The following is a 23,975-nucleotide window of genomic DNA, read 5'->3' on the forward strand; positions in this document are numbered from 1 at the left end:
CAGTGACAATAAGTGTACCGGCAACATCTGCAAACCTCGGACCAGGTTTTGATACTCTGGGTTTGGCAGTAGATTTGAGAAACAGAGTTGAGTTTCATCCCTCGAAATTTTTCAGTGTGAGTATAAAAGGTGAGGGTGAAAACAACCCGAGACTCAAAGGAAACAATCTTTTTATCAGTATTTTTAATGATCATTATTCAAGATTGACAAAAAACAAACAAAATTTCAAATTTACATTTTACAATCAAATTCCAATGTCCCGTGGACTTGGAAGTTCTTCTGCTGTCATAGTGTCAGCGATTGCTTCTGCGCATGAAGCGGCAGGTATAAGGGTTTCAAAACGCCGTATATTAAATCATGCACTTGTGTATGAGTCGCACCCTGACAATATAACACCTGCTGTGATGGGTGGATTTAATGTTGCAACAGTTGAAAAAAACAAAGTGTTTTCTCAAAAAAAACATCTGCCGGATTATCTCAAAGCTGTAGTTGTCATTCCGAACAAGCAGATGAATACCTCAAAATCCAGGACCGTGCTTCCTAAATCCTATTCGAAAGAGAATGCGGTTTACAACCTTTCTCATGCAGCCTTGACTGTAGCTGCATTTTTTAATGAAGACTGGGAAATGCTGAAACTTGCAGCACAGGACAGATTTCATCAAAAAGCAAGAATGAAAACACTGCCGGAACTTTTTTCTGTACAAAAGGTAGCCTATGAAAGCGGAGCATTGATGAGTACTCTTTCAGGGAGCGGTTCTACATTTTTTTCACTTGTTTATGATGAAGATTCCGCGATGATTGCCAACAGAATGAAGCAGAAATTTCCTGACTTTAATGTAAAAGTTTTGAATTTTGATAATGATGGGCTTATAATAGAGCGATAACTCTATTAAATAAAGTAAGATTTAGATATAATGGCAAAAAAATTTCATCAACCAACGAGAATGTGCGTTTCTTGCAGAATAAGAGAACCGCAATGTAATCTATTGAGACTGCAATGTTTTAATGGTGAATTGACAGCATTTGACGGGACGAAAAGAAGTTTTTATTTATGTCAAAGTTGTCTAAAAGAAGAGAAAAAACTTCTTCGAGCTTTAATGCGTCAATGCAAAAGCCCAGATAAAGATAAACTTATGAATAAATTAAAGGAGATCATCACTGATGATAGAAAAAGTTAGAGTACACGAAATTGCAAAAGAGCTGGGAATAGCTTCTAAAGATGTTTTAGAAAAAGCAAAAAAAATGGGTCTTGAAGTGAAATCTGCACAGAGTGTAGTAACAATGGAACAAGCAGAAAGTTTAGCAAATTACATAATGAATGGTGATGATACTGCTGAAGCGCAAAAACCAAAAGTTGTAAAAAAGACATCTAAAAAAGTTAATGATGATACTCCTGAAGAAACAAAAAAAGATGAACAAGAGAGACCTGTAGCACAAGAAGAAGCTGCAACCGAACAACAAAGTACAGCCAAAACCCAGACCGAAGTCCAAAAAGAAGCTGAAGTTGAAAAAGAGACAAAAGCTGAAAGTGCAGAAGAAAAAGAGAAAAGTGTTGAAGAGAAAACACTCAAAAAAGAAGAAGCACCGAAAAAAGAGGTGAAAAAAACGACATTAAAGGTTGTGTCGCCATCACTCAGACCTGCTATTAAAAAATCAGGTTTAAAGATTGTTAAAAAGAAAAAACCGAAAGTTGAAGAAACATACAGTATGCCTCAAAAACAGGCATCAGTATCTTCTTATGGAAAAATGAGCGCAGAAGCACTTGAAGAACTGGCTCGTAAAAAGAAATCTACTACAAAACAGGCACCGACATCAAAAAAAGACCAAGGAAAAAAACTTGATATTTTTGGCGGTTCATTGGCTGAAGTATCCATGGATATGGATGATCAGGTAACATTGTTGGATTTAAATGCAACAGAACGCGCTCCAATAGCTCCGGAAGAACCTAGAAAACCAAGAGCGCCGAAACCGGCCGGTAGAAATGCAAACAAAAAACAGGCACCGCGTGGAAGAAAAGTTTCTCGTGACAAAAGAAAAAAATATGCAAAAGCATCTCATGAAGAGGAAATTGTCACACATGTGGAAATTCCTGAAGATATTCGCGTCTATGAGTTTGCCGAAAAACTAAAACGTCCGATGTCAGACATTATAAAAGTCCTTTTTGATCTGGGTATGATGATGACGAAAAACGACTTTTTGGGCGCAGATGAAATTGAAATACTTTCTGAAGAGTTTGGCGTTGAAGTGACTGTCATTGATCCTAAAGATGAATTTAATTATGTTCAGGAAACTGATGAAGAGGATCCTAACGCTGTTGAAAGACCGCCTATTATAACAATTATGGGACATGTTGATCATGGTAAGACTTCATTACTTGACTCTATACGAAAAGCAAAAGTAACGCAAGGTGAAGCCGGTGGAATTACACAGCATATAGGCGCCTATACGATTGAACAAAAAGGCAAAGCAATTACATTCATAGATACACCGGGACACGCTGCTTTTAGTTCTATGCGTCAACGCGGTACGGATATTACAGATATTGTTATTATTGTTGTTGCTGCTGATGACGGTGTGAAACCGCAAACACTTGAAGTCATAAAAATTGCCAAAGATTCAGGTGTACCGATTATTGTGGCTCTCAATAAAATGGATAAAGAGACGGCAAACCCTGATCTGGTTAAAGGTCAAATGGCTGAACACGGAATTTCTCCTGTTGACTGGGGCGGGGACGTAGAATTTGTTCCTGTATCTGCAAAAACAGGTATGGGCATTGATGATTTACTTGAAAACATTCTTCTGACTGCAGAGGTCTTAGAACTCAAAGCCAACCCTGAAGCACCGGCAAAAGCAGCAGTTGTTGAATCATCTCTGGAAAAAGGACGCGGTCCTGTTGCAACTGTAATTGTGCAAAACGGAACTTTAAAAGTCGGTAACAATGTAGTCTGTGGCAGTTCGTACGGTCGTGTAAAAGCTCTTATCAATGAGAACGGCAAACAGATTAAAGAGGTCGGACCATCACATACAGCAGTCGTTGTGGGTCTGAATGAAGTTCCTGCAGCCGGTGAAATTATGATGGCAATGAACAGCGATAAAGAAGCCAAAGAGTATGCACAGAAACGTTATGAATATGAGAGAAACAAAGAGCTTTCGAAATCAACGAAATCTACATTGGAAGATATGACTTCTATGATTGCAGAAGGCAAACTCAAATCTCTTAAAGTCGTTCTTAAAACGGATGTTCACGGTTCACTTGAAGCGATTAGAAGTTCATTGACAGAACTCAGAAATGACGAAGTGAAAATTGATGTTATTTCAAGCGGTGTCGGCGGTATTACAGAGAGTGATGTCGAACTGGTAAGCAACTCTGAGAACTGTGTGTTGTTAGGTTTTAATGTCCGTCCGACAGGTTCGGTAAAAGCACTTGCAAAACAGAGAAATGTAGATATCAGAACATACTCTATTATTTATCAGCTTCTTGATGATATGACTGGAATGCTTACAGGTATGATGGCGCCGAAATTTACAGAAGAAAATACAGGTCAGGCAGAAGTAAAAGATGTCTTTAAATCACCAAAAGGGATGGTTGCAGGATGTCTTGTAGTTGACGGCAAACTGATTCGCGGCGGACTTGTGCGTGTTATTCGTGAAGGTGTTGTTGCATACGAGGGTGAGCTTGTATCACTCAAACGCTTTAAAGATGATGTTGAAGAAATAGGAAACGGCTATGAATGTGGTGTGATTATCTCTAACTATGATGATGTAAAAGTCGGTGATGTGATTGAAACATTCAAAAAAGTTGAACAAAAAGTATCCTTGTAAAGAAGACAAATGAATGAAGCACAGATAAAGCTGAAAAGAACGGAAGCTCTTTTAGCCGAACTTATTCCCGAAGCACTCAGCCAGCTCAATGACAACCGTTTGCATGAACTCAGTGTCATTGAAGTGAAATGTTCCCGAGGAAGAAGCGACGCAAAAGTTTATATTGACCCGAGTAATTTCAGCGAAGAAGAAAAGAGAGCCTACCTGAAGCAGTTAAGAAAAGCCCGCCCTTTGGTAGAAGATTTTTGTTTGAAAGACCAGGGGTGGTACAGATGCCCAAAACTGGCATTTGAATTTGACGAACAGTTGAAAAAATCTCAAAATATTGAAGATTTGTTTAAAAAAATAGCCAAAGAGCATAAAGGAGAAGCATCATGAGTTTGCAAGGTGATATAGAATCCGTAGTCAAATCAGTAGATTTGGAACTTTATGACACGGTTGTTGTGAATGAAAATGATGAAACAATTTTCAGGGTAAGCGTCATTTCTTCCGAAATAGAAAACGGCAAACGCAAAGGGGTCAGTCTTGATGAGTGCGTAGAGTTAACACATTTAATTTCACCGTTGCTTGATGTCACTCCTCCTGTTTCCGGTGAATACAGATTAGAAGTGGGCAGTCCGGGAATTGAGCGAAAACTGACGACGCTTGAGCATTTTAAAAAATCTCTTGGTGAAAATGTTTCATTACTTTTAGATGAAAAAGAAAAACTCAAAGGGAAACTTGTCAAGGTTGAGGGAAGTAAAATCTTTATTGAAAAAGATGGAGAGATGCACGAAGTTGATTTTAATGCCATAAAAAAAGCAAAAACTTATTTTGAATGGAAATAGATCATAATTTTTATATGAACCTCGCAATAAACGAGGCTTGGAAATATCAAGGATTAACCTATCCCAATCCTGCAGTCGGTTGTACGGTAAGAGGTGAACACGGCGAGCTTTTAGCCGTGGAAGCACACCATAAAGCGGGTGAGCCTCATGCTGAAGTCAATGCTCTTAAATCTGCATACTATAAACTTACTCAAAACAAAGCAATACTCAAACTTCACGACTCTGAAAAAATTCATACTTTTTTACTCCAAAATCATAAAAATATTTTTAATAACTGCTCTCTTTACTCTACCTTAGAGCCTTGTTCACATGTAGGGAAAACACCCTCCTGTGCAAATCTAATAGCAAATCTCGGTATAAAAAACATTTATATCGGGGCAGAAGACATAAATGCCGTTGCAGCCAAAGGCAATGAAATCTTAGCAAAGAGCGAGTTACATGTAACCATACATGTAGAAGCACAAAGATGTAAAGATTTGCTTTTGCCCTTTTTGAAATTTATGAAAAATAATTTTGTTTTTTTCAAGTGGGCACAAAGGCTTAACGGCACAACAGATGGGGGAATTGTAAGTTCTGAGGCATCAAGAAAAAATGTCCATGCTATGCGTAATGTATGTGATCTGCTCGTCATCGGCGGCAATACGGTCCGCAGTGACAGACCGACACTTGATGCGAGACTTGTGAATGGAAAAGCACCTGATATTTTAATACTTTCACGTGAAAAAGATTTTGACAGAACCATTCCTCTTTTTAGTGTGCCAAATCGAAAAGTAACTATAGCAAGTGATTTTTCAGTGCTCAAAAACTATAAAAATATTATGATAGAGGGAAGTGAAAAAATGTACGGACTCAGCCGTGATATTACTGATTATTATTTATGCTATCTTGCTCCTAATTTTGGCGGAAAAGAAGGTTTTAAAAATATTGAAGATAAATTTGATATTTTAAATGCAGGCAAAGAAGCAGAAGATATAATACTGTGGATGAAAAGAAGGATATAAGTTTATGAGCATTTTAGACCAAAAAGGTGACGCAAAACAAGAAAAAATCGTCTCTATGTTTGATGACATCGCAGCAACGTATGATACGGCAAACCGTGTTATGAGCATGGGTGTGGATATTTCATGGCGCAAAAAAGCCTGCGATTTGGCTTTTGAGTATTACGGCAAAAAAAGTATTGATAAAATTGTAGATGTTGCCTGCGGTACCGGAGATATGATGGGTTACTGGAAGAAACAGTCGCAAAAATCCGGTGTCAATATCAGTGAATTTGTAGGTGTTGATCCATCAAACGGCATGGTTGATGTCGCTCGTAAAAAATTTCCAGATTTTTCGTATCATATTGCAAAAGCAACTCAAATTCCTCTTGAAGATGCAAGTGCAGATTTTTTAAGTATCACCTACGGCATTCGCAATGTTGTTGAGCGTCAAGAAGCATTTGATGAATTTAATCGTGTCCTTAAAAAAGAGGGACTTGTTGTCATTTTAGAATTTATGAAAGATGAGAACAAAAACATTCTTAAAAAAATCCGCGATATTTACATGCACAAAATTCTTCCCTATGTGGGCGGTGTAATTTCCAAAAATTTGGAAGCTTACACCTACTTACCGGACTCTATTGAGAACTTTGTAACCATACAGGGCATGCAAAAAGAACTGGAGAATGCAGGTTTTGAAATGCTCCACACCCAAAGTTTTTCCATGGATATTTCAACACTTCTTATTGCTCGTAAAAAGTAGTTACTATTTAAAATCTAAACTTTTGTTTTAATGCCCTGAAGTTATGCAAATTTTTTGGAACCCGTACTTCAGTGCGGGCTTTGTATTTCTAAGTTACACTTTAGCGTTTAAAACCTAAATTCCAAGGAAATATTAAGTTTTTTCTTACATTAATGGTAGTGAAACTTTTGTCTGGATCGTATATACAGTCATTTTATAGAGTTGTAAAATATAACAAAATATTGTACAATTTTATAAAGGATTGATTATGCAAGCTGTAAATTACTCTTATGCAAGGAATAATTTAAAATCTATTATTTCTGAGGTATGCCAAAAAGATGAAGAATGTCTCATCACAAGTAAAAATAATCAAAATGTGGTATTGATACCTCTTAATCATTATAATCAAATAAAAGAAGAGATTAAAAAATCACTTCAAAATATAAAAGATGGTGATTTATTTAGTGTAGATGAGGCATTTGAAAAAGTTTTTGTAAAATATGAAGATTAAAGTTTTATTTACTTCAAATGCAGTACATAAGCTTGATAAGATTGCAGATTATATTTATGAAAAAACCCAATCAAAGAAATTAACACGGAATTATTTAAAAAAATTACGTGAATTTCTTGCTTCTACATTACAAAATTTTCCAAAAGCGGGGCGGCCTGCTGATGAAATCTATAAAAATACGAGAAAATTAGTTTATCAAAGTTATTCAATCATATATAGTTATGATGAAGAAGATCATATTGTTTATATATTGACACTTTACAGAGAAAACTTACCTTGAAAAATGGAATATAATATGCACACACTCAGCGTTTCAGCACTCAACGAACAGATAAAAACTGTTCTTGAAAGCACCTTTGAACGTGTTTTTGTCGAGGGTGAACTCTCTCGCATTACTTTTCACAACTCAGGACATATCTATTTTACACTCAAAGACAAAGACTCGGCTGTAAGCTGTGTGATGTTTCGGGGAAATGCTTCAAAGCTGAGATTTCGTCTTGAAGAGGGGATGAAGGTTATCATAGATGGAGCTGTGACACTCTATAAACCGCGCGGAAGTTATCAAATTAACTGTTTTTCCATTGAGCCTGCCGGACAAGGGGCTTTGGCATTGGCATATGAACAGCTCAAACAAAAGCTCTCTGCGCAAGGCTATTTCGCTCCAGAGAGAAAAAAAGAACTTCCGAAATTTCCATCTCGCATTGCTCTGATTACTTCAGGGACCGGTGCAGCACTGCAAGATATGCTGCGCGTAGCAAATTCACGATACAGACTTTTGAAAATTGATGTCTATGATGTGCTTGTTCAAGGCGAAGGTGCTGCATTTTCTATAGTAAATGCTCTCAAAATCGCCGATACAAAAGGGTATGATATTATAGTCATAGGTCGCGGCGGCGGAAGTATTGAAGATTTGTGGGCATTTAATGAAGAAAGTGTTGCTGATGCTCTTTTTCATGCAAAAACACCGGTAGTCTCGGCTGTCGGGCATGAAATTGACTGGGTAATCAGTGATTTTGTGGCAGACCTGCGTGCCCCGACACCCAGTGCTGCTATGGAGATGATACTGCCTGACACCAATGAACTCTATCAGTATTTAGACTCTTTATCAACACAGTTAACCCAAAAAATAACCCATAAAGTATATAATCTACAGCAAGAACTGTTACATGTAAAGAACTCTTATCTCCAACATTCAGTGGAAAAAAAATTACAATATCGCGTTGATGAGATTAAAAAACTGCAAAAAGATTTTGCGCAGGCAATTACCTTTCGTCTGCAAAATTATAAAAAAGAAGTGGATTCATTACAGCAACGATTTCCGCAAACAATTCAGAGCGTGTTAAATATTGCGCAAAATCAACTTTTAAACCTGCAAAAAATGCTAGAATCCAATAATCCAAAATACAAAAATAAAAAAGGCTTTGCACAGATTGTAAAGGATTCACAGGTAGTGGATTTGTCTTCACTCAATGTAGATGATGTATTTGAAGCTCAGAGTGATACATATATAGTCAGTGCAAAAGTCTTAAAAAAGGAAAAAATCAGATGAATTATCCACAATTTTTTGATGCCGTACAAAGTATACCACTCAAAGACCCTTTGGCGCAGGTTTTAGGCGCTTTTGAAAACGGAGAATATGAAATAACATACTTAGAAGTTGTCAAAGCAGCAGGGCACTCCTGCCCGACAGTGGCCGGTGCTTACATTATGGCAAGCGAGGCTTTAAAAGCTTTATACCCAAATCAGCGAGCCGTGCGCGGTACTATAAAAGTAGAGTTTAAAGAGTCTATAGAAGAGGGCGTTGCCGGAGTGATAGGCAATGTTATTTCACATATTACAGGTGCAACGGAAAAAAGCGGATTTAAAGGATTAAATGGACAGTTTGCCCGCCATTCTTTGATGTTTTTCAATGCAAATATAGACGCATCTGCAAGATTTACAAGAGCAGATACGGGAAAAAGTGTAGATGTAAATTATAATCCTTCGACGGTACCGGCTTCACCGAATATGATGCCGTTAATGCAAAAATTGACAAGCGGAGCAGCCAGTCCTGAAGAAATCAAACATTTTGGTGAATTATGGCAAGAGAGAGTAAAAAGAATTTTTGAAAACTTAGAAGAAGTCGTCGAAGTTACGGAGTTGTAAACTCTGTAACTTATTTTAAAATCAGATCAGGGAAGTAGGTATTTAATATTACAGCCGTTGAGGCGGAGAGTTTTTTGAGCAGTTTGTCAAACTTGTCTTCTTTGTTCCATACAGGATGCAAAACACCGCTTAGCTTTGCCAAGGCGTTTTTTGCATCAAATTCGACCCCGATATTGTCAATGAGACCGACTTTTTTTGCCTGTGCTGCCGTAAATATATGGGCATTTGCATAGGTGTCTCTTTTGTTAAAATCCAAATGTCTTGCATCGGCAACATCTTTCGTAAACATATCATATGTTCCTTGAATGACCTTGTTTAACTCAGCGACTTCATACTTTTTCCATGGCCGGTCAGGTGTGCCTATCTGTTTGTAGCGTCCGGCTTTTACTACCTGTGTTTTGATACCGAGTTTTTGCATGATGCCGCTTAAATCGGCACCCTGCATAATCACACCGATGCTGCCTATCATACTGCCTGGGTTTGCTATTATTTTATCAGCCCATATGCTTGCATAATAGCTTCCGCTTGCCATGGTGCCTTTGGCATAGGCTATGACAGGCTTTTGCTCTTTTAGTCTTTTTATGGCATACGCGATTTCGACAGAAGGTGAAACGGCACCACCGGGAGAATCGACAATGAGCAAGACACCTTTTACAGCACTGTTGTTTGCGGCTTTATTTATTTTTTGTACAACTTCTCCGGCATCCATAATCGGACCGCTGAGATTGATTTTTTCCAAATTATAGCTTGTAAACTCTTTTTCACTTGCCGGAGCAAAGAGTAAAATCAAAATCAGCACAAAGAGCATGGCTTTGAAATGATTTTGGATATAGTTCATAATTGCTGCGATGGGAGAAAATATCTTTTTCAGTAATTCCATTTATTCATTTCCTTTTGCAAGTTTTCCGTTAATGAAAACTTTTGAGATATTATAGCGATGCAGTATTAAATGAATGGCTAACTCTTCATTTGGTTGGGCATCCAGGTCAAGAACAAGCATATCTGCATTTTTGCCTTCCAAAATTTCTCCCGTATTGAGTCCCAGTGCCTGGGCGGCATGGACGGTGACTCCTTTTATAAGTTGTTTTGCGAATTCCAAGAGAGGCGCATCACTGTGCATAAAAAGAGAAATTTTCATCTCTTCAAACAGATCAAGCTGATAGTTTGAGCTTAAACCGTCAGTCGCAACAATCCAGCGAATCTTTTTTTCATCTAGTTTTTTGATATTGAGTGTAGGATTGCCAAGGAGTCTGTTGGATATAGGACAGTGAATGATGGTGTGATTCTGCTCGGCAATCTTTTCTAACTCTTCTTCATTTGTTTTGACCGCATGTGTGAGCAGTGCTTCAAAACCGTCAAAATAGTTCAAAAACTCTTTGGCATCACTGATGCTTCTGTCCTGTTTGAGCAGTGTTTTAAAAAATTCCTTAAAATCACCGCTGCTTGAATCAAGCCAGTTGCGTTCGGCTTCACTTTCCATAAAATGTGCCGTAAGTTTTAGATTTTCATTTTTAACAATCTCGAGAGCTTTTTGTATAAGAATCGGGTGAACAGAGTAGGGGGAATGAATGGCAACTGCAGGATAAAATCCTTCCCTTTGAACAGCTTTTGAGGCATCTAGCCGCGCAAGAAAATCACTAAAAAGAGCATCCGCCATCCCTGCCTGTGAACCGATAAGTTCATTGAAAAATACAACATTCTGTTGAGCGTTTATACATGCTTCAAGATCCATGGCATGAGAACTTATGGCACCAAAGGTTGTGATACCGCTTGTAAGCATGGCATCTATTGCTTTGTCCATACATGAAAGGTCACAGCCTGCGATAAGGTCTTCACGATTTTCTATAACACTGTAGAGCCAGTTTAAGAAATCACCGTAACTGAGCTGGTTTTTATTGGCAGAGAACTCTACATGTACATGAGCATTGATAAGGCCGGGCATAAGCAGAGAATTTTTTTGCAACTGTATGATTTTTGCTTCTGGAAATTTCTGCTCCAGTTCTTCTAAAACACCTATGCAGCGGATAGTTTTGTCAAATGCAATTGCCTTGTCTGTAAGGAGTATATCCGGTGTTAAAATATAATTGGGAACGAGTATTGTCATCTTTTTTTCTTTTTTTCAAATTATACACTTTTTTTAATATTAGTTTGGATAAAATAGTCCTTCAGAAGATAAATCATCATAATAAGGGTAAAAATGAAAATAGTAGTTATTCAAGGTCCAAATTTAAACATGCTCGGAATCCGTGAACAAAATATTTACGGTCCGATGAAGTTAGAGCAGATTCATGCACAGATGAAAGATGTAGCAACCCAAAACGGTGTGGAAATAGAATTTTTTCAAAGCAACCTCGAAGGTGAAATTGTAGATAAAATTCAGGAGTGCTACGGTGAAGCACAGGGATTGATTATCAATGCTGCTGCCTATACGCATACTTCTATTGCAATTCGTGATGCGATTTCTGCCGTAAGCCTGCCTACCATAGAAGTACATATCAGCAATATTCACCGACGTGAAGAATTTAGACAAAAAAATATGATTGCACCTGTCTGCACATCATCTGTTGTCGGTTTCGGACCTTTTGGCTACCATTTGGCTATGATGGGTATGCTTCAGATTATGAACGAAATCAAAGCGGCCCAAGAAGCGCAGGCGCAAGCACAGAAACAGGCCTAAGTCTTTACATGTACAGAAAATGCAAGATAAACAAAAGATTAACCTCTTTTTACAACTTGCATTTCCCTTATACTGCCCGTGGCAAAAGTCGGCATAGATATGAAACTGTTGTAGGTATTGGTGGAAATGTCGGAGATGTACGTCGAAGATTTGAACATCTTCTTGTGGTGTTGCAAAAAGACAAAAGAGTATCAGTAGTAAAAACATCATTGATTTTAAAAAATCCTCCTTTTGGCTATACAGACCAGGATGATTTTTTCAACTCAATACTTGTTTTAAAAACTTCAATGCAGCCAAGAGTTTTTTTACGCTATTTACTGGGATTGGAAAAAAAATTTGGCAGAAAAAGAACTTTTGAAAATGCACCAAGGACGCTAGATTTGGATATTATATTTTTTGATAACCGTACAATACATACACAAGATTTAATTGTGCCACATCCTTTTTATGCGCAAAGAGAAAGTGTAATGATACCTTTGTCAGGTGTTGGTAGATGAAAATATTGACATTTACCGGGCGCAGTCCGTCAGAGGCACTCAAAAAAGCAAAAATGGAAATTGGGGATGAGGGGATGCTCATTGAAACCAAAGAGATTCAAAAAAAAGCTTTAGGCAGAGAAGCCCTCTATGAGATAGTAATCGGTATAGATGAAGAAATGATTCCGGCTACTTATAAAAAAACAAAAAAACCGCTTTCCAAACAGCAACCGCTCAAAGAAGAGAGTCGGGAAATACTTTTTGATATTTCCAATGCGGCACAACAAATTTCTAAAATTTCAAATGTGACCGATCCTTTGGAGAACCTATATCAGCCTTCACCGTTGCAACAAACAGCTGCTTCTGTTGAACCCAAAGAGCTAAAAGAGATAAAATCTGAAATCAATAAACTGACAGATAAGGTAAAAATTATTCAAAATATGTTTTGGGATGAAAAGTCACCAAATCTTTCGAGTCAAATTCCGCCGGAATTTTCTGAAATTTATCGTCTTGCCTCACAAAGCGGAATGAACAGGGAACATCTGGATACTCTCATGCAGGTTACTTTGGAACATATGCCGTTGAAAATGCGAGAAAACTCTTCCACTGTAAAAAGGTATTTTCAAACAATACTTCGAAAAATGGTTCCTATCCGAAGAGAAACACTGCCTAATATAGGTGCGAAAAAAGTTATTATGCTTGTCGGACCAACAGGTGTGGGAAAGACAACTTCTATTGCCAAACTTGCTGCCAGATACTCTTTTTTAATGGAAAAAAAGTACAAAGTCGGACTGGTTGTGCTTGACACCTATCGTATAGGGGCAGTCGAGCAGTTGATGCAGTATGCACGAATGATGAAACTTGGAATTGAAACAGTTGTTGATCCTCCGGAGTTCTCAAGCGCTCTGGAATCTCTCAAATATTGTGATTATATATTGATTGATACAATGGGATCGAGTCCTTATGACAGAGTGAAAATTGAAAAAATATATGAGTGTCTGAATGCAAACAACACGCAATACAATGTGGATGTAGTACTGGTAATGCCAAGTTCAATTAAATATGAAGACTTAAAAGTGACCTATGACAGCTTTTCAACACTGGGCGTAGATACACTGATGTTTACAAAGCTGGATGAGACAATGGGTTTTGGAAATATTTTTTCGCTGGCTTATGAAACAAAAAAACCGATAAGTTATTTTTCTGTAGGTCAGGAAGTACCGGAAGATTTAGTATGTGCGAGCAGTGATTTTTTAATTGAGTGTCTTTTGAACGGATTTAACAGGAGTAAGGTATGATTGGGAATCAGGCGCAAAAGCTTGAAGAACTAGTTGCTTCAAATTCCCAAAAGAAAAAATCAAAAAAAACACGTTTTATCGCAATTACAAGCGGTAAAGGCGGGGTAGGCAAAAGTACTATAAGTTCAAACCTTGCCTATGCGTTGTCTCAGCAGGGTTTGAATGTGGGAATATTTGATGCAGATATAGGACTGGCCAATCTGGATGTTATGTTTAATGTAAAAATCAAAAAAAACATTTTACATGTACTCAAAGGTGAAGCGACGGTTAGCGATATTTTAATTCCTATTACCCGTAATCTTATTCTGATTCCTGGTGAGAGTGGTGATGAAATATTAAAATATTCCGATATGGCACTGTTTGACAGATTTATGCAAGAAGCACAGGTCTTGAACAAACTTGATGTAATGATTATAGATACGGGAGCCGGGATTGGAGAGCATATTCAAATGTTTTTAAATGCGGCAGATGATGTAATTGTTGTAACCGTTCCCGATCCTGCAGCAATTACCGATGCATATGCAACGATTAAAACAATTGCGACACTCAGAAATGATGTATTTATGATAATGAATCAGGTGAAAAATGAAAAAGAGGCTTTTGGTGTTTTTGAAAAAATTAAAAAAGTTGCCAAGGCAAATATAGGTGAAAAACTGGATTTGCAGTTGATTGGGAAAATGAATGCTGATGCAAAAGTTTCAACATCGGTAAAGCAGCGTGCACTTTTTAGAATGCTTTATCCTGCATCACAGCCGAGCAAAGACATAGATGCAATTGTGCGTAAAATTACACAAAAGCTGGAACGAAATGTGCTGGTTACATCCAATGAAAGTGGATTGTCAGGTCTGTTTAAAAGATTAATGGATCATTTTTAAGTCTTATTTGGGGTAGTTATGTTTGGTGAAAACTTTGTTTATTTTTTTACTGTTCAAGGGTTTTTTGTAGGAATAATCTTTGGGTTGTTAAAATCTTTTGATGCTGAAGGGTTATTACTTTATACATTTTTTATTACCATCTTTTTTTATCTTTTTTCACATGTAATTGTTGCACTTTATTACAGAACAATAACGGTTAAAGCCTATAATTTTCCAAAAGAAACCCATGAAACAGAACTAGATGTTTTTGTAAAAGAGATAAACAAAAGAGAAAAACTGATAGACTCAGCGTGTAAAATTACAGATATTGCTGTCAAAATGAACTCTGAAGATGTAGCCGGACAAAAATTATGACAAAAAATGCTTACCTTCAAGATCTCAAACACAAAGAAGATGAACTGGCACTGCAATATCTTCCTGCCGTAAAAGCAATGGCTTTTCGGCTCAAAGAGCGGCTTCCAAGTTCGGTGGATTTTAGTGATCTTTCAGCAATCGGGACAGAAGAACTTATAAAACTGGCAAGGCGATATGATGAAAAGCTCAATGACTCTTTTTGGGGCTATGCAAAAAAAAGAGTTTATGGTGCAATGCTTGACTATTTGAGAAGTCTGGATATTTTAAGCCGTGCCAGCCGTAAACTTGTAAAAGCTATAGATTATGCAGTTCAAGAATATATGCTGACACATGATGAAGAACCGAGTGATGAAGAACTGGCAGATATACTGGGCGAAAGTATTGAAAAAGTTCATGAAGCACGCATCGCTTCAAATATTTATACAGTCATGCCTCTGCATGATCAGTTGCAAATTGGTGATGAGGGTGCAGCGCTTGTTCAAATTGAAAAAGAAGAGTTGATTGGCGTAATAAAAAAAGTTCTTTCCTCTTATAAAGAGAGAGAACAGATGATAATTCAGCTATACTACTTTGAAGAGTTGACTTTAAAAGAAATTAGTGATATTTTAGATATAACTGAGTCCCGTATCTCACAAATTCACAAGTCTGTAATCCAAAAAATTAAAGAGAGTATAGGAGCATAACATGGCAGATATACTATCACAGGAAGAAATCGATGCGCTTTTGGATGTTGTTGAAGATGAAGGTGAAAATGTCTTAGAGAGTGATGAAGATGCTCTTTTGCCTCAACGGCAGGTAACTCTCTATGATTTTAAACGTCCAAACAGGGTTTCAAAAGAACAGCTTCGTGCATTTCGCGGTGTTCATGACAAAATGGCCAGAAGTCTGGCTTCTCAGATATCTTCAATTATGCGTTCTATTGTTGAAATACAACTGCACTCTGTTGATCAGATGACCTATGGTGAATTTTTGATGAGTTTGCCAAACCCTACAAGTTTTAATGTGTTTTCGGTGAAGCCTCTTGAGGGAAGCGGCATTATAGAAATCAATCCTTCCATTGCTTTTCCTATGCTTGACAGATTGCTTGGAGGAAAAGGAGAACCTTTCGATGCAAGTCGGGAATTTTCAGATATAGAACTCAGCCTGTTTGAAACAATACTTCGTGTTATGATGAGCACGCTAAAAGAGGCATGGGCTCCTGTTATGGAAATTTATCCGGCAATAGAATCCAAAGAATCTTCTCCGAATGTCGTTCAAATTGTTGCACAAAACGAAATTGTTGTTATGGTGGTAATGGAAATCATCATAGGGCACAGTTCCGGTATGATGAATATATGCTATCCTGTTATCTCATTGGAACCTGTTTTGCCAAAACTTGCAAGCCGTGATTTAATGTTAAACGAAACAAGTTCTAAAAAAAGCAGAAATATGGAGCTGAAGGTTCTTCTCGGTGGGGCAAAAGTAAATGTAGAAGCAAATTTGGGTGATGCAGATTTAACTATGCATGATATACTTGAATTGAAAATCGGTGATGTAATCAGGCTCTCAAGTGCTGCAGATGACATTGTGACTGTTGCAGTAGATGGAAAAGAGAGATTTCGTGGTGAAATAGGACTGCGGAGGTTCAGAAAATCAATTAGTATTACAGAGATTATTGAAACAGAAAAAGATACCGTCAAGCGTGCACTTGAGAATTTAGAAAAACAAAGACACGAAAAAATTTCCGGGGTTAAAGATATAATTCATGAAGGTGAAACGGAATTTGAAAACAAATATGAGGAGTAAAAAATGAGTGACTTTATAAAACTATTTGAAGATGAAACAGTTGGTACTATTGAAGCACTTATTGGAACTGCTCCAACTTTAGAGTTAAAAGAAGAACAGGAATTAAGCATCATTTCAAACATTGTTCCGCCTATTGTTTTGGTGAAAATCAAGGTAAGCGGAGATGTGGATGCAGAGGCAATGGTAGCGTTACCACCAAATCTGGCAGCATCACTTTCAGATATGATGATGGGTGAAGAAGCCAGTGAGAGAGAAGATGTAAGCGAAGACGATATGGATGCTACAAAAGAGATAGTATCAAATATTTTTGGTGCTATTGCAAATACGCTCTCTGCTCAAAAAGAGTTGCCTGTATTGTCTTTCAGTATTGAAAATATAGAATTGGTCGGCGATAATGATGAAGTAAGTCTCGAAGCTTTCAGCAGAATGTATGTATATAAGTTTAACCTGGAATCCGTGCATTCATTACTGATGTTTATTATAGATGAAAAATTAAAAAATGTCCTGTTTCCAGCAGAATCTTCAGAAGAAACAGTAAATGCACATGACCATGCGAGCAGTGCCGATACTTCGGAACATGTAATATCAAATTGTGAAGAAGATATTACCTTGAGCAGTGAAGAGATGAAAAACATTGCTCTTATTATGGATGTAAAACTTCCTGTAAAGGTAAGAATCGGGAAAAAAAGAATGTTGCTAAAAGATGTACTGAATATGGATATCGGCTCGGTTATTGAATTAAACCAACTGGCAAATGATCCGTTGGATATTTTGGTAGATAATCATGTGATAGCACAGGGTGAAGTAGTTATTGTAGATGGTAACTTTGGAATACAAGTAACAACGATAGGCACGAAAAAAGAAAGATTAACACAGCTTAAAGGTTAATAAGAAAGTTTGAGGACATAATGAAAGAAAAAGTTTTAGTGGGAATGAGTGGAGGGGTTGATTCAACAATTACTTCTTTATTGTTAAAAGAGCAAGGGTATGAAGTTGAAGGATTATATATGAAACTTCATTCAAAACCCGGATATCATGAAATTCACCAGGCACGTGCACAAAAAGCTGCTGACTTTGTCGGTATTAAATTGCATGTACTGGATTTACAAAAAACATTTAATGAAAAAGTATTTCAACCGTTTATTGATACATACGCTGAAGGAAAAACTCCAAATCCGTGTGCCCTGTGCAACAGAAATCTTAAGTTTGGTGAAATGATAAAATTCGCTGATGAAATCGGTGCAGAGTATTTGGCAACCGGACATTATATTAAAACAGATGGAAAGTATCTCTACTCTGCAGATGATGATACAAAAGATCAAAGTTATTTTCTTTTTTATATTAACAGAGAAATTCTACCAAGATTAAAATTTCCATTAGGTGAAAGACATAAAAAAGATATAAAAGCGTTGGCTGCATCCATAAAAGGATTGGAATCATTTTCATCTCAGGCAGAATCAAGTGAAATCTGTTTTGTGGAAACAACATATACGGACCTTTTAAAAGACTATGTTCAGGTTGATCAGCCGGGAGAAGTTCTTGATCAAAATGGCAATGTTATAGGTGAACATAAGGGATATATGCACTATACGATTGGAAAGCGTAAAGGCTTTACAGTACATGGTGCCCATGATCCTCATTTTGTACTGAGTATTAATCCGAAAAAAAATCAAATAGTTGTCGGGAAAAAAGAAGATCTGGCATGTTATGATGTGAAACTCAATAATCTCAATATGTTTGATGACAGAAAAGAGTTTGACACAACAGTGAAACTGCGTTACAGAACTAAAGCAGTCAAGTGCCATGTAAAAATAGAAGCAGATGTAGCCTATCTGAAACTCGAAGAGAGTGTATTCGGTGTTGCAGTCGGACAGGCCGCGGTATTTTATGATGATGATAAACTTATAGGCGGCGGCTGGATTATAGAGTCTTAGCTGCCAACAAACTTCTATAAAAAGTAACAAATAAAAAACTTCAAAAACTTTTTCAAAAACCCACCAAACATTAAGCAGTCTCTAAGCAACACTCCCCTATAATTCCCATCCACAAACAGAGAGACCTTGTTTAAAAGGCCTGAAGAGACTTCGAGTAGAAGCTTTTAAAAATGTTTGAGATCATTGAAAACTAAGCAAGTAAGAGACTCTTTAACTTTAGAGTTAAAGAGATAAATTACTTAGAAATAACTAATAAACAACAACCGTCTATTCTATTTTGAAATCCATACAGGCTTGCCTGTATGGTTCCCTTAATAGTAATAGATAACTATACAGTCTAGTAATAGAACCTTAAGCAGTTTTATTAAGACTTAAAATAACAAAGCCAATGATTTAATAATCTTGGGCAAAAGATCAGTAATAAGTTTACTTATCTTTCTGTAATAACAATTATGGAGAGTTTGATCCTGGCTCAGAATGAACGCTGGCGGCGTGCTTAACACATGCAAGTCGAACGGTAACAGATGGTAGCTTGCTACTATGCTGACGAGTGGCGCACGGGTGAGTAATATATAGATAATGTGCCCCTTGGACCGGGATAGCCATTGGAAACGATGATTAATACCGGATACTCCTTCTTACCATAAGGTAAGTCGGGAAATGGATTCCGCCAAGGGATCGGTCTATATCCCATCAGCTAGTTGGTAGTGTAAGAGACTACCAAGGCGATGACGGGTAGCGGGTTTGAGAGGATGATCCGCCACACTGGTACTGAGACACGGACCAGACTCCTACGGGAGGCAGCAGTGAGGAATATTGCACAATGGGGGAAACCCTGATGCAGCAACGCCGCGTGGAGGATGACGCATTTCGGTGTGTAAACTCCTTTTATATGTCAAGAAAATGACGGTAGCATATGAATAAGCACCGGCTAACTCCGTGCCAGCAGCCGCGGTAATACGGAGGGTGCAAGCGTTATTCGGAATCACTGGGCGTAAAGGACGCGTAGGCGGGTTGGCAAGTCAGATGTGAAATCCTACAGCTTAACTGTAGAACTGCATTTGAAACTGCCGACCTAGAGTATGGGAGGGGGAGATGGAATTAGTGGTGTAGGGGTAAAATCCGTAGATATCACTAGGAATACCGAAAGCGAAGGCGATCTCCTGGAACATAACTGACGCTAAGGCGTGAAAGCGTGGGGAGCAAACAGGATTAGATACCCTGGTAGTCCACGCCCTAAACGATGTTCACTAGTCGTCGCTCTGCTAGTCAGGGCGGTGATGCACTTAACAGATTAAGTGAACCGCCTGGGGAGTACGGTCGCAAGATTAAAACTCAAAGGAATAGACGGGGACCCGCACAAGTGGTGGAGCATGTGGTTTAATTCGAAGATACGCGAAGAACCTTACCTAGCCTTGACATTGAGAGAACCTGCCAGAGATGGCGGGGTGCCCTTCGGGGAGCTCGAAAACAGGTGCTGCACGGCTGTCGTCAGCTCGTGTCGTGAGATGTTGGGTTAAGTCCCGCAACGAGCGCAACCCTCGTCCTTAGTTGCTAGCAGGTTAAGCTGAGCACTCTAAGGAGACTGCCTTCGTAAGGAGGAGGAAGGTGAGGACGACGTCAAGTCATCATGGCCCTTATGGCTAGGGCTACACACGTGCTACAATGGGGCGTACAGAGTGTTGCGATACCGCGAGGTGGAGCTAATCACTTAAAGCGTCTCTCAGTTCGGATTGGAGTCTGCAACTCGACTCCATGAAGCTGGAATCACTAGTAATCGTAGATCAGCAATGCTACGGTGAATACGTTCCCGGGTCTTGTACTCACCGCCCGTCACACCATGGGAGTTGATTTCACCCGAAATCGGGAAGCCAACCTTCGGGGGGCTACCGCTTACGGTGGAATTAGCGACTGGGGTGAAGTCGTAACAAGGTAACCGTAGGAGAACCTGCGGTTGGATCACCTCCTTTCTAGAGTAAAGAAGAGTCATTCGTTTGACTACTTCATTCAAAAGAAAATCTCACAGAGATCGTTTATTGGTTATCTTTTAAGTCTTACTTGCTTAGTTTTCAGTGATCTGTGTTCATTTGAATTACGATTATAAAATGGGGAATTAGCTCAGCTGGGAGAGCGCCTGCCTTGCACGCAGGAGGTCAGCGGTTCGATCCCGCTATTCTCCACCATTTCTTAGCGATTTGCACTTAAAAAAGAAACTCACATACTAAAGTATGCTTCGCTTCTTTTTTAAGCACAACTCATCTAAGAAACAAGTTTTAAATTAAATATAAGTTCTTAAAGTCATAAGAATTTATATTTGGTTTAAAAACCAAACGATCATTAAATTACAATTGTTAAAGTCAACAACTTTAATTATAGAGATATAATTAAAAACTAAATAACTACAATAACAGATCATTCATCTTGTTTAATGTATTCATACATTAAATAAGGTAGTGAACGCAACATAGAATAAAAAGATATTAAGGGCCATAGGTGGATGCCTTGGCTAGTAGAGGCGATGAAAGACGTACTAGGCTGCGAAAAGTCTCGGGGAGCTGCCAAGAAGCTTTGATCCGGGAATTTCTGAATGGGGCGACCCAGCACGGAGCGATTCGTGTTACCACCTTCGGGTGGGGCGAACTTGGGGAAGTGAAACATCTCAGTACCCAAAGGAAGAGAAATCAAACGAGATTCCGAGAGTAGCGGCGAGCGAAATTGGAATAGGGCGCATACATTTAGCATATTTGTTAGCAGAACATTCTGGAAAGGATGAGCATAGAGGGTGATACTCCCGTAAGCGAAAACATTTATGTGGAACTAAGGTATGGAACGAGTAGGTCGGGACACGTGTTATCTTGACTGAATATGGGGGGACCACCCTCCAACCCTAAATACTACTACTAGACCGATAGCGAACAAGTACCGTGAGGGAAAGGTGAAAAGGACCGCGGTGAGCGGAGTGAAATAGAACCTGAAACCTATGGCTTACAATCATTCGGAGCACTATTAAATAAGTGTGACGGACTGCCTTTTGCATAATGAGCCTGCGAGTTGTGGTATCTGGCAAGGTTAATCGAACGAGAAGCCGTAGCGAAAGCGAGTCTTAATAGGGCGACATAGTCAGATGCTGCAGACCCGAAACTGAGTGATCTATCCATGAGCAGGTTGAAGCTGGTGTAAGAGCCAGTGGAGGACCGAACCCGTAGAAGTTGAAAATTCTTGGGATGACTTGTGGATAGGGGTGAAAGGCCAATCAAACTCAGTGATAGCTGGTTCTCTCCAATATATTTAGGTATAGCCTCGAGCATTAGCGTATAGGGTAGAGCACTGACAGGGCTAGGGCTGCTTACCGCGCGTACCAAACCCTATCAAACTCCGAATACTATACGTGTAACCTCGGGAGTCAGGCGTAGGGGTGATAAAATCCTATGTCGAGAGGGGAACAACCCAGACTAACAGCTAAGGTCCCAAGTTTTATCTAAGTGGAAAAGGATGTGGAGTTGCTGTGACAACCAGGAGGTTGGCTTAGAAGCAGCCATCCTTTAAAGAAAGCGTAACAGCTCACTGGTCTAGCATTCTGCGCCGAAAATATAACGGGGCTAAGATAAACACCGAAGCTTTAGATTTTACAGTTTTACTGTAAGTGGTAGGAGAGCGTTCCATTCAGCGCTGAAGGTATACCGGTAAGGAGTACTGGAGCGGATGGAAGTGAGCATGCAGGCATGAGTAGCGAGAAAAGAAGTGAGAATCTTCTTCGCCGTAAACCAAAGGTTTCCTACGCGATGCTCGTCATCGTAGGGTTAGTCGGGACCTAAGTCGAGTCCGAAAGGGGTAGACGATGGCAAATCGGTTAATATTCCGATACCGACATTACATCGTTTGAGTGATGGGGGGACGCATAGAGTTAAAGGGGTCACTGATGGAATAGTGGCTCGAAGGACGTAGGTCGACGAGTAGGCAAATCCGCTCGTCAAGCGACCGAGATCTGACAGGCTGGTCAATCTTTTCGGAGAGCGACCAGAACCCTTGATACTGTCGTGCCGAGAAAAAGCCTCTAAACGAGATGTAATGTTGCCCGTACCGTTAAACCGACACAGGTGTGGTGAGATGAGTATTCTAAGGCGCGTGGATGAACCCTTGTTAAGGAACTCTGCACAAACTAGCACCGTATCTTCGGTATAAGGTGTGCCCTAAGTGTTATGGGATTTACTCCCAGAAGCACTGACGGGTCGCAGCAAAGAGTCCCTCCCGACTGTTTACCAAAACACAGCACTCTGCTAACACGTAAGTGGATGTATAGGGTGTGACGCCTGCCCGGTGCTCGAAGGTTAAAAGGATTGCTTAGCGCAAGCGAAGGCATGAATTGAAGCCCGAGTAAACGGCGGCCGTAACTATAACGGTCCTAAGGTAGCGAAATTCCTTGTCGGTTAAATACCGACCTGCATGAATGGCGTAACGAGATGGGAGCTGTCTCAACAAGGGATCCAGTGAAATTGTAGTGGAGGTGAAAATTCCTCCTACCCGCGGAAAGACGGAAAGACCCCGTGCACCTTTACTATAGCTTGACACTGCTATTGGGATATTCATGTGCAGGATAGGTGGGAGCCGTTGAATCCAGGACGCCAGTTCTGGAGGAGGCAACCTTGAGATACCACCCTTGAATATTCTGATAGCTAACTCCGTACGATTATCTCGTGCGAGGACAATGTCTGGTGGGTAGTTTGACTGGGGCGGTCGCCTCCTAAAAAGTAACGGAGGCTTACAAAGTTCGGCTCAGAAGGGTTGGAAATCCTTCGTAGAGTATAATGGCATAAGCCGGACTGACTGTGAGACATACAAGTCGAGCAGAGTCGAAAGACGGTCATAGTGATCCGGTGGTTCTGTGTGGAAGGGCCATCGCTCAAAGGATAAAAGGTACGCCGGGATAACAGGCTGATCTCCCCCAAGAGCTCACATCGACGGGGAGGTTTGGCACCTCGATGTCGGCTCATCGCATCCTGGGGCTGGAGCAGGTCCCAAGGGTATGGCTGTTCGCCATTTAAAGCGGTACGCGAGCTGGGTTCAGAACGTCGTGAGACAGTTCGGTCCCTATCTTCCGTGGGCGTAGGAACGTTGAGGAGAGCTGACCCTAGTACGAGAGGACCGGGTTGGACGTGCCACTGGTGCACCAGTTGTCCTGCCAAGGGCATAGCTGGGTAGCTACGCACGGATGAGATAACCGCTGAAAGCATCTAAGCGGGAAGCCAACTCCAAGATGAACGTTCCCTGAAGTACGCTTGAAGACTACAAGCTTGATAGGCTGGATGTGTACGCACAGCAATGTGTTTAGCTGACCAGTACTAATAGTACGTTTGTCTTTTTACCAAGTTCTTAAATGAACACAATTGCTTCACTACCTTATTTAGTGTATATATACTAATAAGAGATATGTTAGTAGTTATTTGGAACCGGTACTTTAGTGCCGGCTGTTGTTGATTTTACCAATTCTAACTTAATGAGCAATCATTTATTCTATGTTTCGAAATGACATAGAACATACAAAAACTCACTCA

22 protein-coding genes, 1 tRNA gene and 2 rRNA genes are annotated in these 23,975 nt (G+C 39.4%); 23 read left to right on the forward strand and 2 right to left on the reverse strand.

Annotation, left to right across the window (positions count from 1 at the left end):
- The first annotated feature begins 2 nt into the window (after positions 1 to 2).
- The 11 genes from thrB (at position 3) to MLC35_RS03730 (ending at position 9,024) form a co-directional block, all read left to right on the forward strand.
- Positions 3 to 884 carry a homoserine kinase gene (gene thrB / locus MLC35_RS03680; protein ID WP_226068627.1) on the forward strand — a complete coding sequence of 294 codons (882 nt, stop codon included), beginning with the start codon at positions 3 to 5 and terminating at the stop codon, positions 882 to 884.
- A 30-nt stretch (positions 885 to 914) separates the two neighbouring features.
- Positions 915 to 1,178 (forward strand): DUF448 domain-containing protein, encoded by a 264-nt coding sequence (locus tag MLC35_RS03685; RefSeq protein WP_151900792.1) that lies wholly within the window; start codon positions 915 to 917, stop codon positions 1,176 to 1,178.
- A complete protein-coding gene (infB, locus tag MLC35_RS03690) occupies positions 1,162 to 3,822 on the forward strand; it encodes a translation initiation factor IF-2 (protein WP_434637861.1) in 2,661 nt (886 codons plus the stop codon). Before MLC35_RS03685 ends, infB begins: the two co-directional genes overlap by 17 nt.
- A 9-nt stretch (positions 3,823 to 3,831) precedes the next feature.
- A complete protein-coding gene (gene rbfA / locus MLC35_RS03695) occupies positions 3,832 to 4,200 on the forward strand; it encodes a 30S ribosome-binding factor RbfA (RefSeq protein ID WP_346389552.1) in 369 nt (122 codons plus the stop codon).
- Positions 4,197 to 4,649 carry a ribosome maturation factor gene (locus MLC35_RS03700; protein ID WP_434581343.1) on the forward strand — a complete coding sequence of 151 codons (453 nt, stop codon included), beginning with the start codon at positions 4,197 to 4,199 and terminating at the stop codon, positions 4,647 to 4,649. Before rbfA ends, MLC35_RS03700 begins: the two co-directional genes overlap by 4 nt.
- On the forward strand, positions 4,640 to 5,650 hold the full coding sequence (gene ribD / locus MLC35_RS03705; RefSeq protein ID WP_434637863.1) for a bifunctional diaminohydroxyphosphoribosylaminopyrimidine deaminase/5-amino-6-(5-phosphoribosylamino)uracil reductase RibD: 1,011 nt from the start codon (positions 4,640 to 4,642) through the stop codon (positions 5,648 to 5,650). The genes MLC35_RS03700 and ribD overlap by 10 nt, the downstream gene beginning before the upstream one ends.
- Positions 5,651 to 5,654: 4 nt before the next feature.
- The gene (ubiE, locus tag MLC35_RS03710) at positions 5,655 to 6,389 is read left to right on the forward strand and encodes a bifunctional demethylmenaquinone methyltransferase/2-methoxy-6-polyprenyl-1,4-benzoquinol methylase UbiE (protein WP_434637865.1); all 735 of its coding nucleotides are present in this window, start codon (positions 5,655 to 5,657) and stop codon (positions 6,387 to 6,389) included.
- 247 nt (positions 6,390 to 6,636) lie between these two features.
- Positions 6,637 to 6,879 carry a type II toxin-antitoxin system Phd/YefM family antitoxin gene (locus tag MLC35_RS03715; RefSeq protein WP_151900786.1) on the forward strand — a complete coding sequence of 81 codons (243 nt, stop codon included), beginning with the start codon at positions 6,637 to 6,639 and terminating at the stop codon, positions 6,877 to 6,879.
- Positions 6,869 to 7,159 carry a type II toxin-antitoxin system RelE/ParE family toxin gene (locus tag MLC35_RS03720; RefSeq protein WP_346389556.1) on the forward strand — a complete coding sequence of 97 codons (291 nt, stop codon included), beginning with the start codon at positions 6,869 to 6,871 and terminating at the stop codon, positions 7,157 to 7,159. Before MLC35_RS03715 ends, MLC35_RS03720 begins: the two co-directional genes overlap by 11 nt.
- A gap of 15 nt (positions 7,160 to 7,174) precedes the next feature.
- Entirely contained in the window at positions 7,175 to 8,428 is a 1,254-nt protein-coding gene (gene xseA, locus MLC35_RS03725) for an exodeoxyribonuclease VII large subunit (RefSeq protein WP_434637867.1), read from the forward strand.
- Positions 8,425 to 9,024 (forward strand): FmdE family protein, encoded by a 600-nt coding sequence (locus tag MLC35_RS03730; RefSeq protein ID WP_434637869.1) that lies wholly within the window; start codon positions 8,425 to 8,427, stop codon positions 9,022 to 9,024. The genes xseA and MLC35_RS03730 overlap by 4 nt, the downstream gene beginning before the upstream one ends.
- A 10-nt stretch (positions 9,025 to 9,034) precedes the next feature.
- Here the strand turns inward: MLC35_RS03730 and sppA are convergent, their stop codons facing one another.
- On the reverse strand, positions 9,035 to 9,904 hold the full coding sequence (gene sppA / locus MLC35_RS03735; protein ID WP_434637871.1) for a signal peptide peptidase SppA: 870 nt from the start codon (positions 9,902 to 9,904) through the stop codon (positions 9,035 to 9,037).
- Positions 9,905 to 11,128: an aminofutalosine deaminase family hydrolase gene (mqnF, locus tag MLC35_RS03740; RefSeq protein WP_434637873.1), complete on the reverse strand. Its 1,224-nt coding sequence runs from the start codon at positions 11,126 to 11,128 to the stop codon at positions 9,905 to 9,907.
- A gap of 93 nt (positions 11,129 to 11,221) precedes the next feature.
- Between mqnF and aroQ the strand changes: the two genes are divergently transcribed.
- The 12 genes from aroQ (at position 11,222) to MLC35_RS03800 (ending at position 23,787) form a co-directional block, all read left to right on the forward strand.
- Positions 11,222 to 11,701, forward strand: a complete 480-nt coding sequence (aroQ, locus tag MLC35_RS03745) for a type II 3-dehydroquinate dehydratase (RefSeq protein ID WP_151900781.1) — start codon at positions 11,222 to 11,224, stop codon at positions 11,699 to 11,701.
- Between the two features lie 8 nt (positions 11,702 to 11,709).
- Entirely contained in the window at positions 11,710 to 12,198 is a 489-nt protein-coding gene (gene folK / locus MLC35_RS03750) for a 2-amino-4-hydroxy-6-hydroxymethyldihydropteridine diphosphokinase (protein ID WP_434637875.1), read from the forward strand.
- A complete protein-coding gene (gene flhF, locus MLC35_RS03755; protein WP_346389562.1) occupies positions 12,195 to 13,475 on the forward strand; it encodes a flagellar biosynthesis protein FlhF in 1,281 nt (426 codons plus the stop codon). Before folK ends, flhF begins: the two co-directional genes overlap by 4 nt.
- Positions 13,472 to 14,350, forward strand: a complete 879-nt coding sequence (locus MLC35_RS03760; protein ID WP_151900778.1) for a MinD/ParA family protein — start codon at positions 13,472 to 13,474, stop codon at positions 14,348 to 14,350. Before flhF ends, MLC35_RS03760 begins: the two co-directional genes overlap by 4 nt.
- Positions 14,351 to 14,368: 18 nt before the next feature.
- Entirely contained in the window at positions 14,369 to 14,704 is a 336-nt protein-coding gene (locus MLC35_RS03765; protein WP_151900777.1) for a hypothetical protein, read from the forward strand.
- Positions 14,701 to 15,387, forward strand: coding sequence for an RNA polymerase sigma factor FliA (locus tag MLC35_RS03770; RefSeq protein WP_151900776.1), 687 nt, complete (start codon positions 14,701 to 14,703; stop codon positions 15,385 to 15,387). The genes MLC35_RS03765 and MLC35_RS03770 overlap by 4 nt, the downstream gene beginning before the upstream one ends.
- A gap of 1 nt (position 15,388) precedes the next feature.
- Entirely contained in the window at positions 15,389 to 16,489 is a 1,101-nt protein-coding gene (gene fliM, locus MLC35_RS03775; RefSeq protein ID WP_151900775.1) for a flagellar motor switch protein FliM, read from the forward strand.
- 3 nt (positions 16,490 to 16,492) lie between these two features.
- Positions 16,493 to 17,377 carry a flagellar motor switch protein FliY gene (gene fliY / locus MLC35_RS03780; RefSeq protein WP_418641174.1) on the forward strand — a complete coding sequence of 295 codons (885 nt, stop codon included), beginning with the start codon at positions 16,493 to 16,495 and terminating at the stop codon, positions 17,375 to 17,377.
- Between the two features lie 20 nt (positions 17,378 to 17,397).
- Positions 17,398 to 18,423: a tRNA 2-thiouridine(34) synthase MnmA gene (mnmA, locus tag MLC35_RS03785; RefSeq protein WP_346389564.1), complete on the forward strand. Its 1,026-nt coding sequence runs from the start codon at positions 17,398 to 17,400 to the stop codon at positions 18,421 to 18,423.
- 449 nt (positions 18,424 to 18,872) lie between these two features.
- Positions 18,873 to 20,393, forward strand: a 16S ribosomal RNA gene (locus MLC35_RS03790).
- A gap of 137 nt (positions 20,394 to 20,530) precedes the next feature.
- Positions 20,531 to 20,606, forward strand: a tRNA-Ala gene (locus MLC35_RS03795).
- A gap of 287 nt (positions 20,607 to 20,893) precedes the next feature.
- Positions 20,894 to 23,787, forward strand: a 23S ribosomal RNA gene (locus tag MLC35_RS03800).
- The 16S and 23S rRNA genes sit together here with 1 tRNA gene alongside, the layout of an rRNA operon.
- The last annotated feature ends 188 nt before the right edge of the window (positions 23,788 to 23,975 follow it).

Origin of the sequence: Sulfurimonas sp. NW7, assembly GCF_051132265.1 — a bacterium.
GTDB classification, from domain to species: Bacteria; Campylobacterota; Campylobacteria; order Campylobacterales; family Sulfurimonadaceae; genus Sulfurimonas; species Sulfurimonas hydrogeniphila.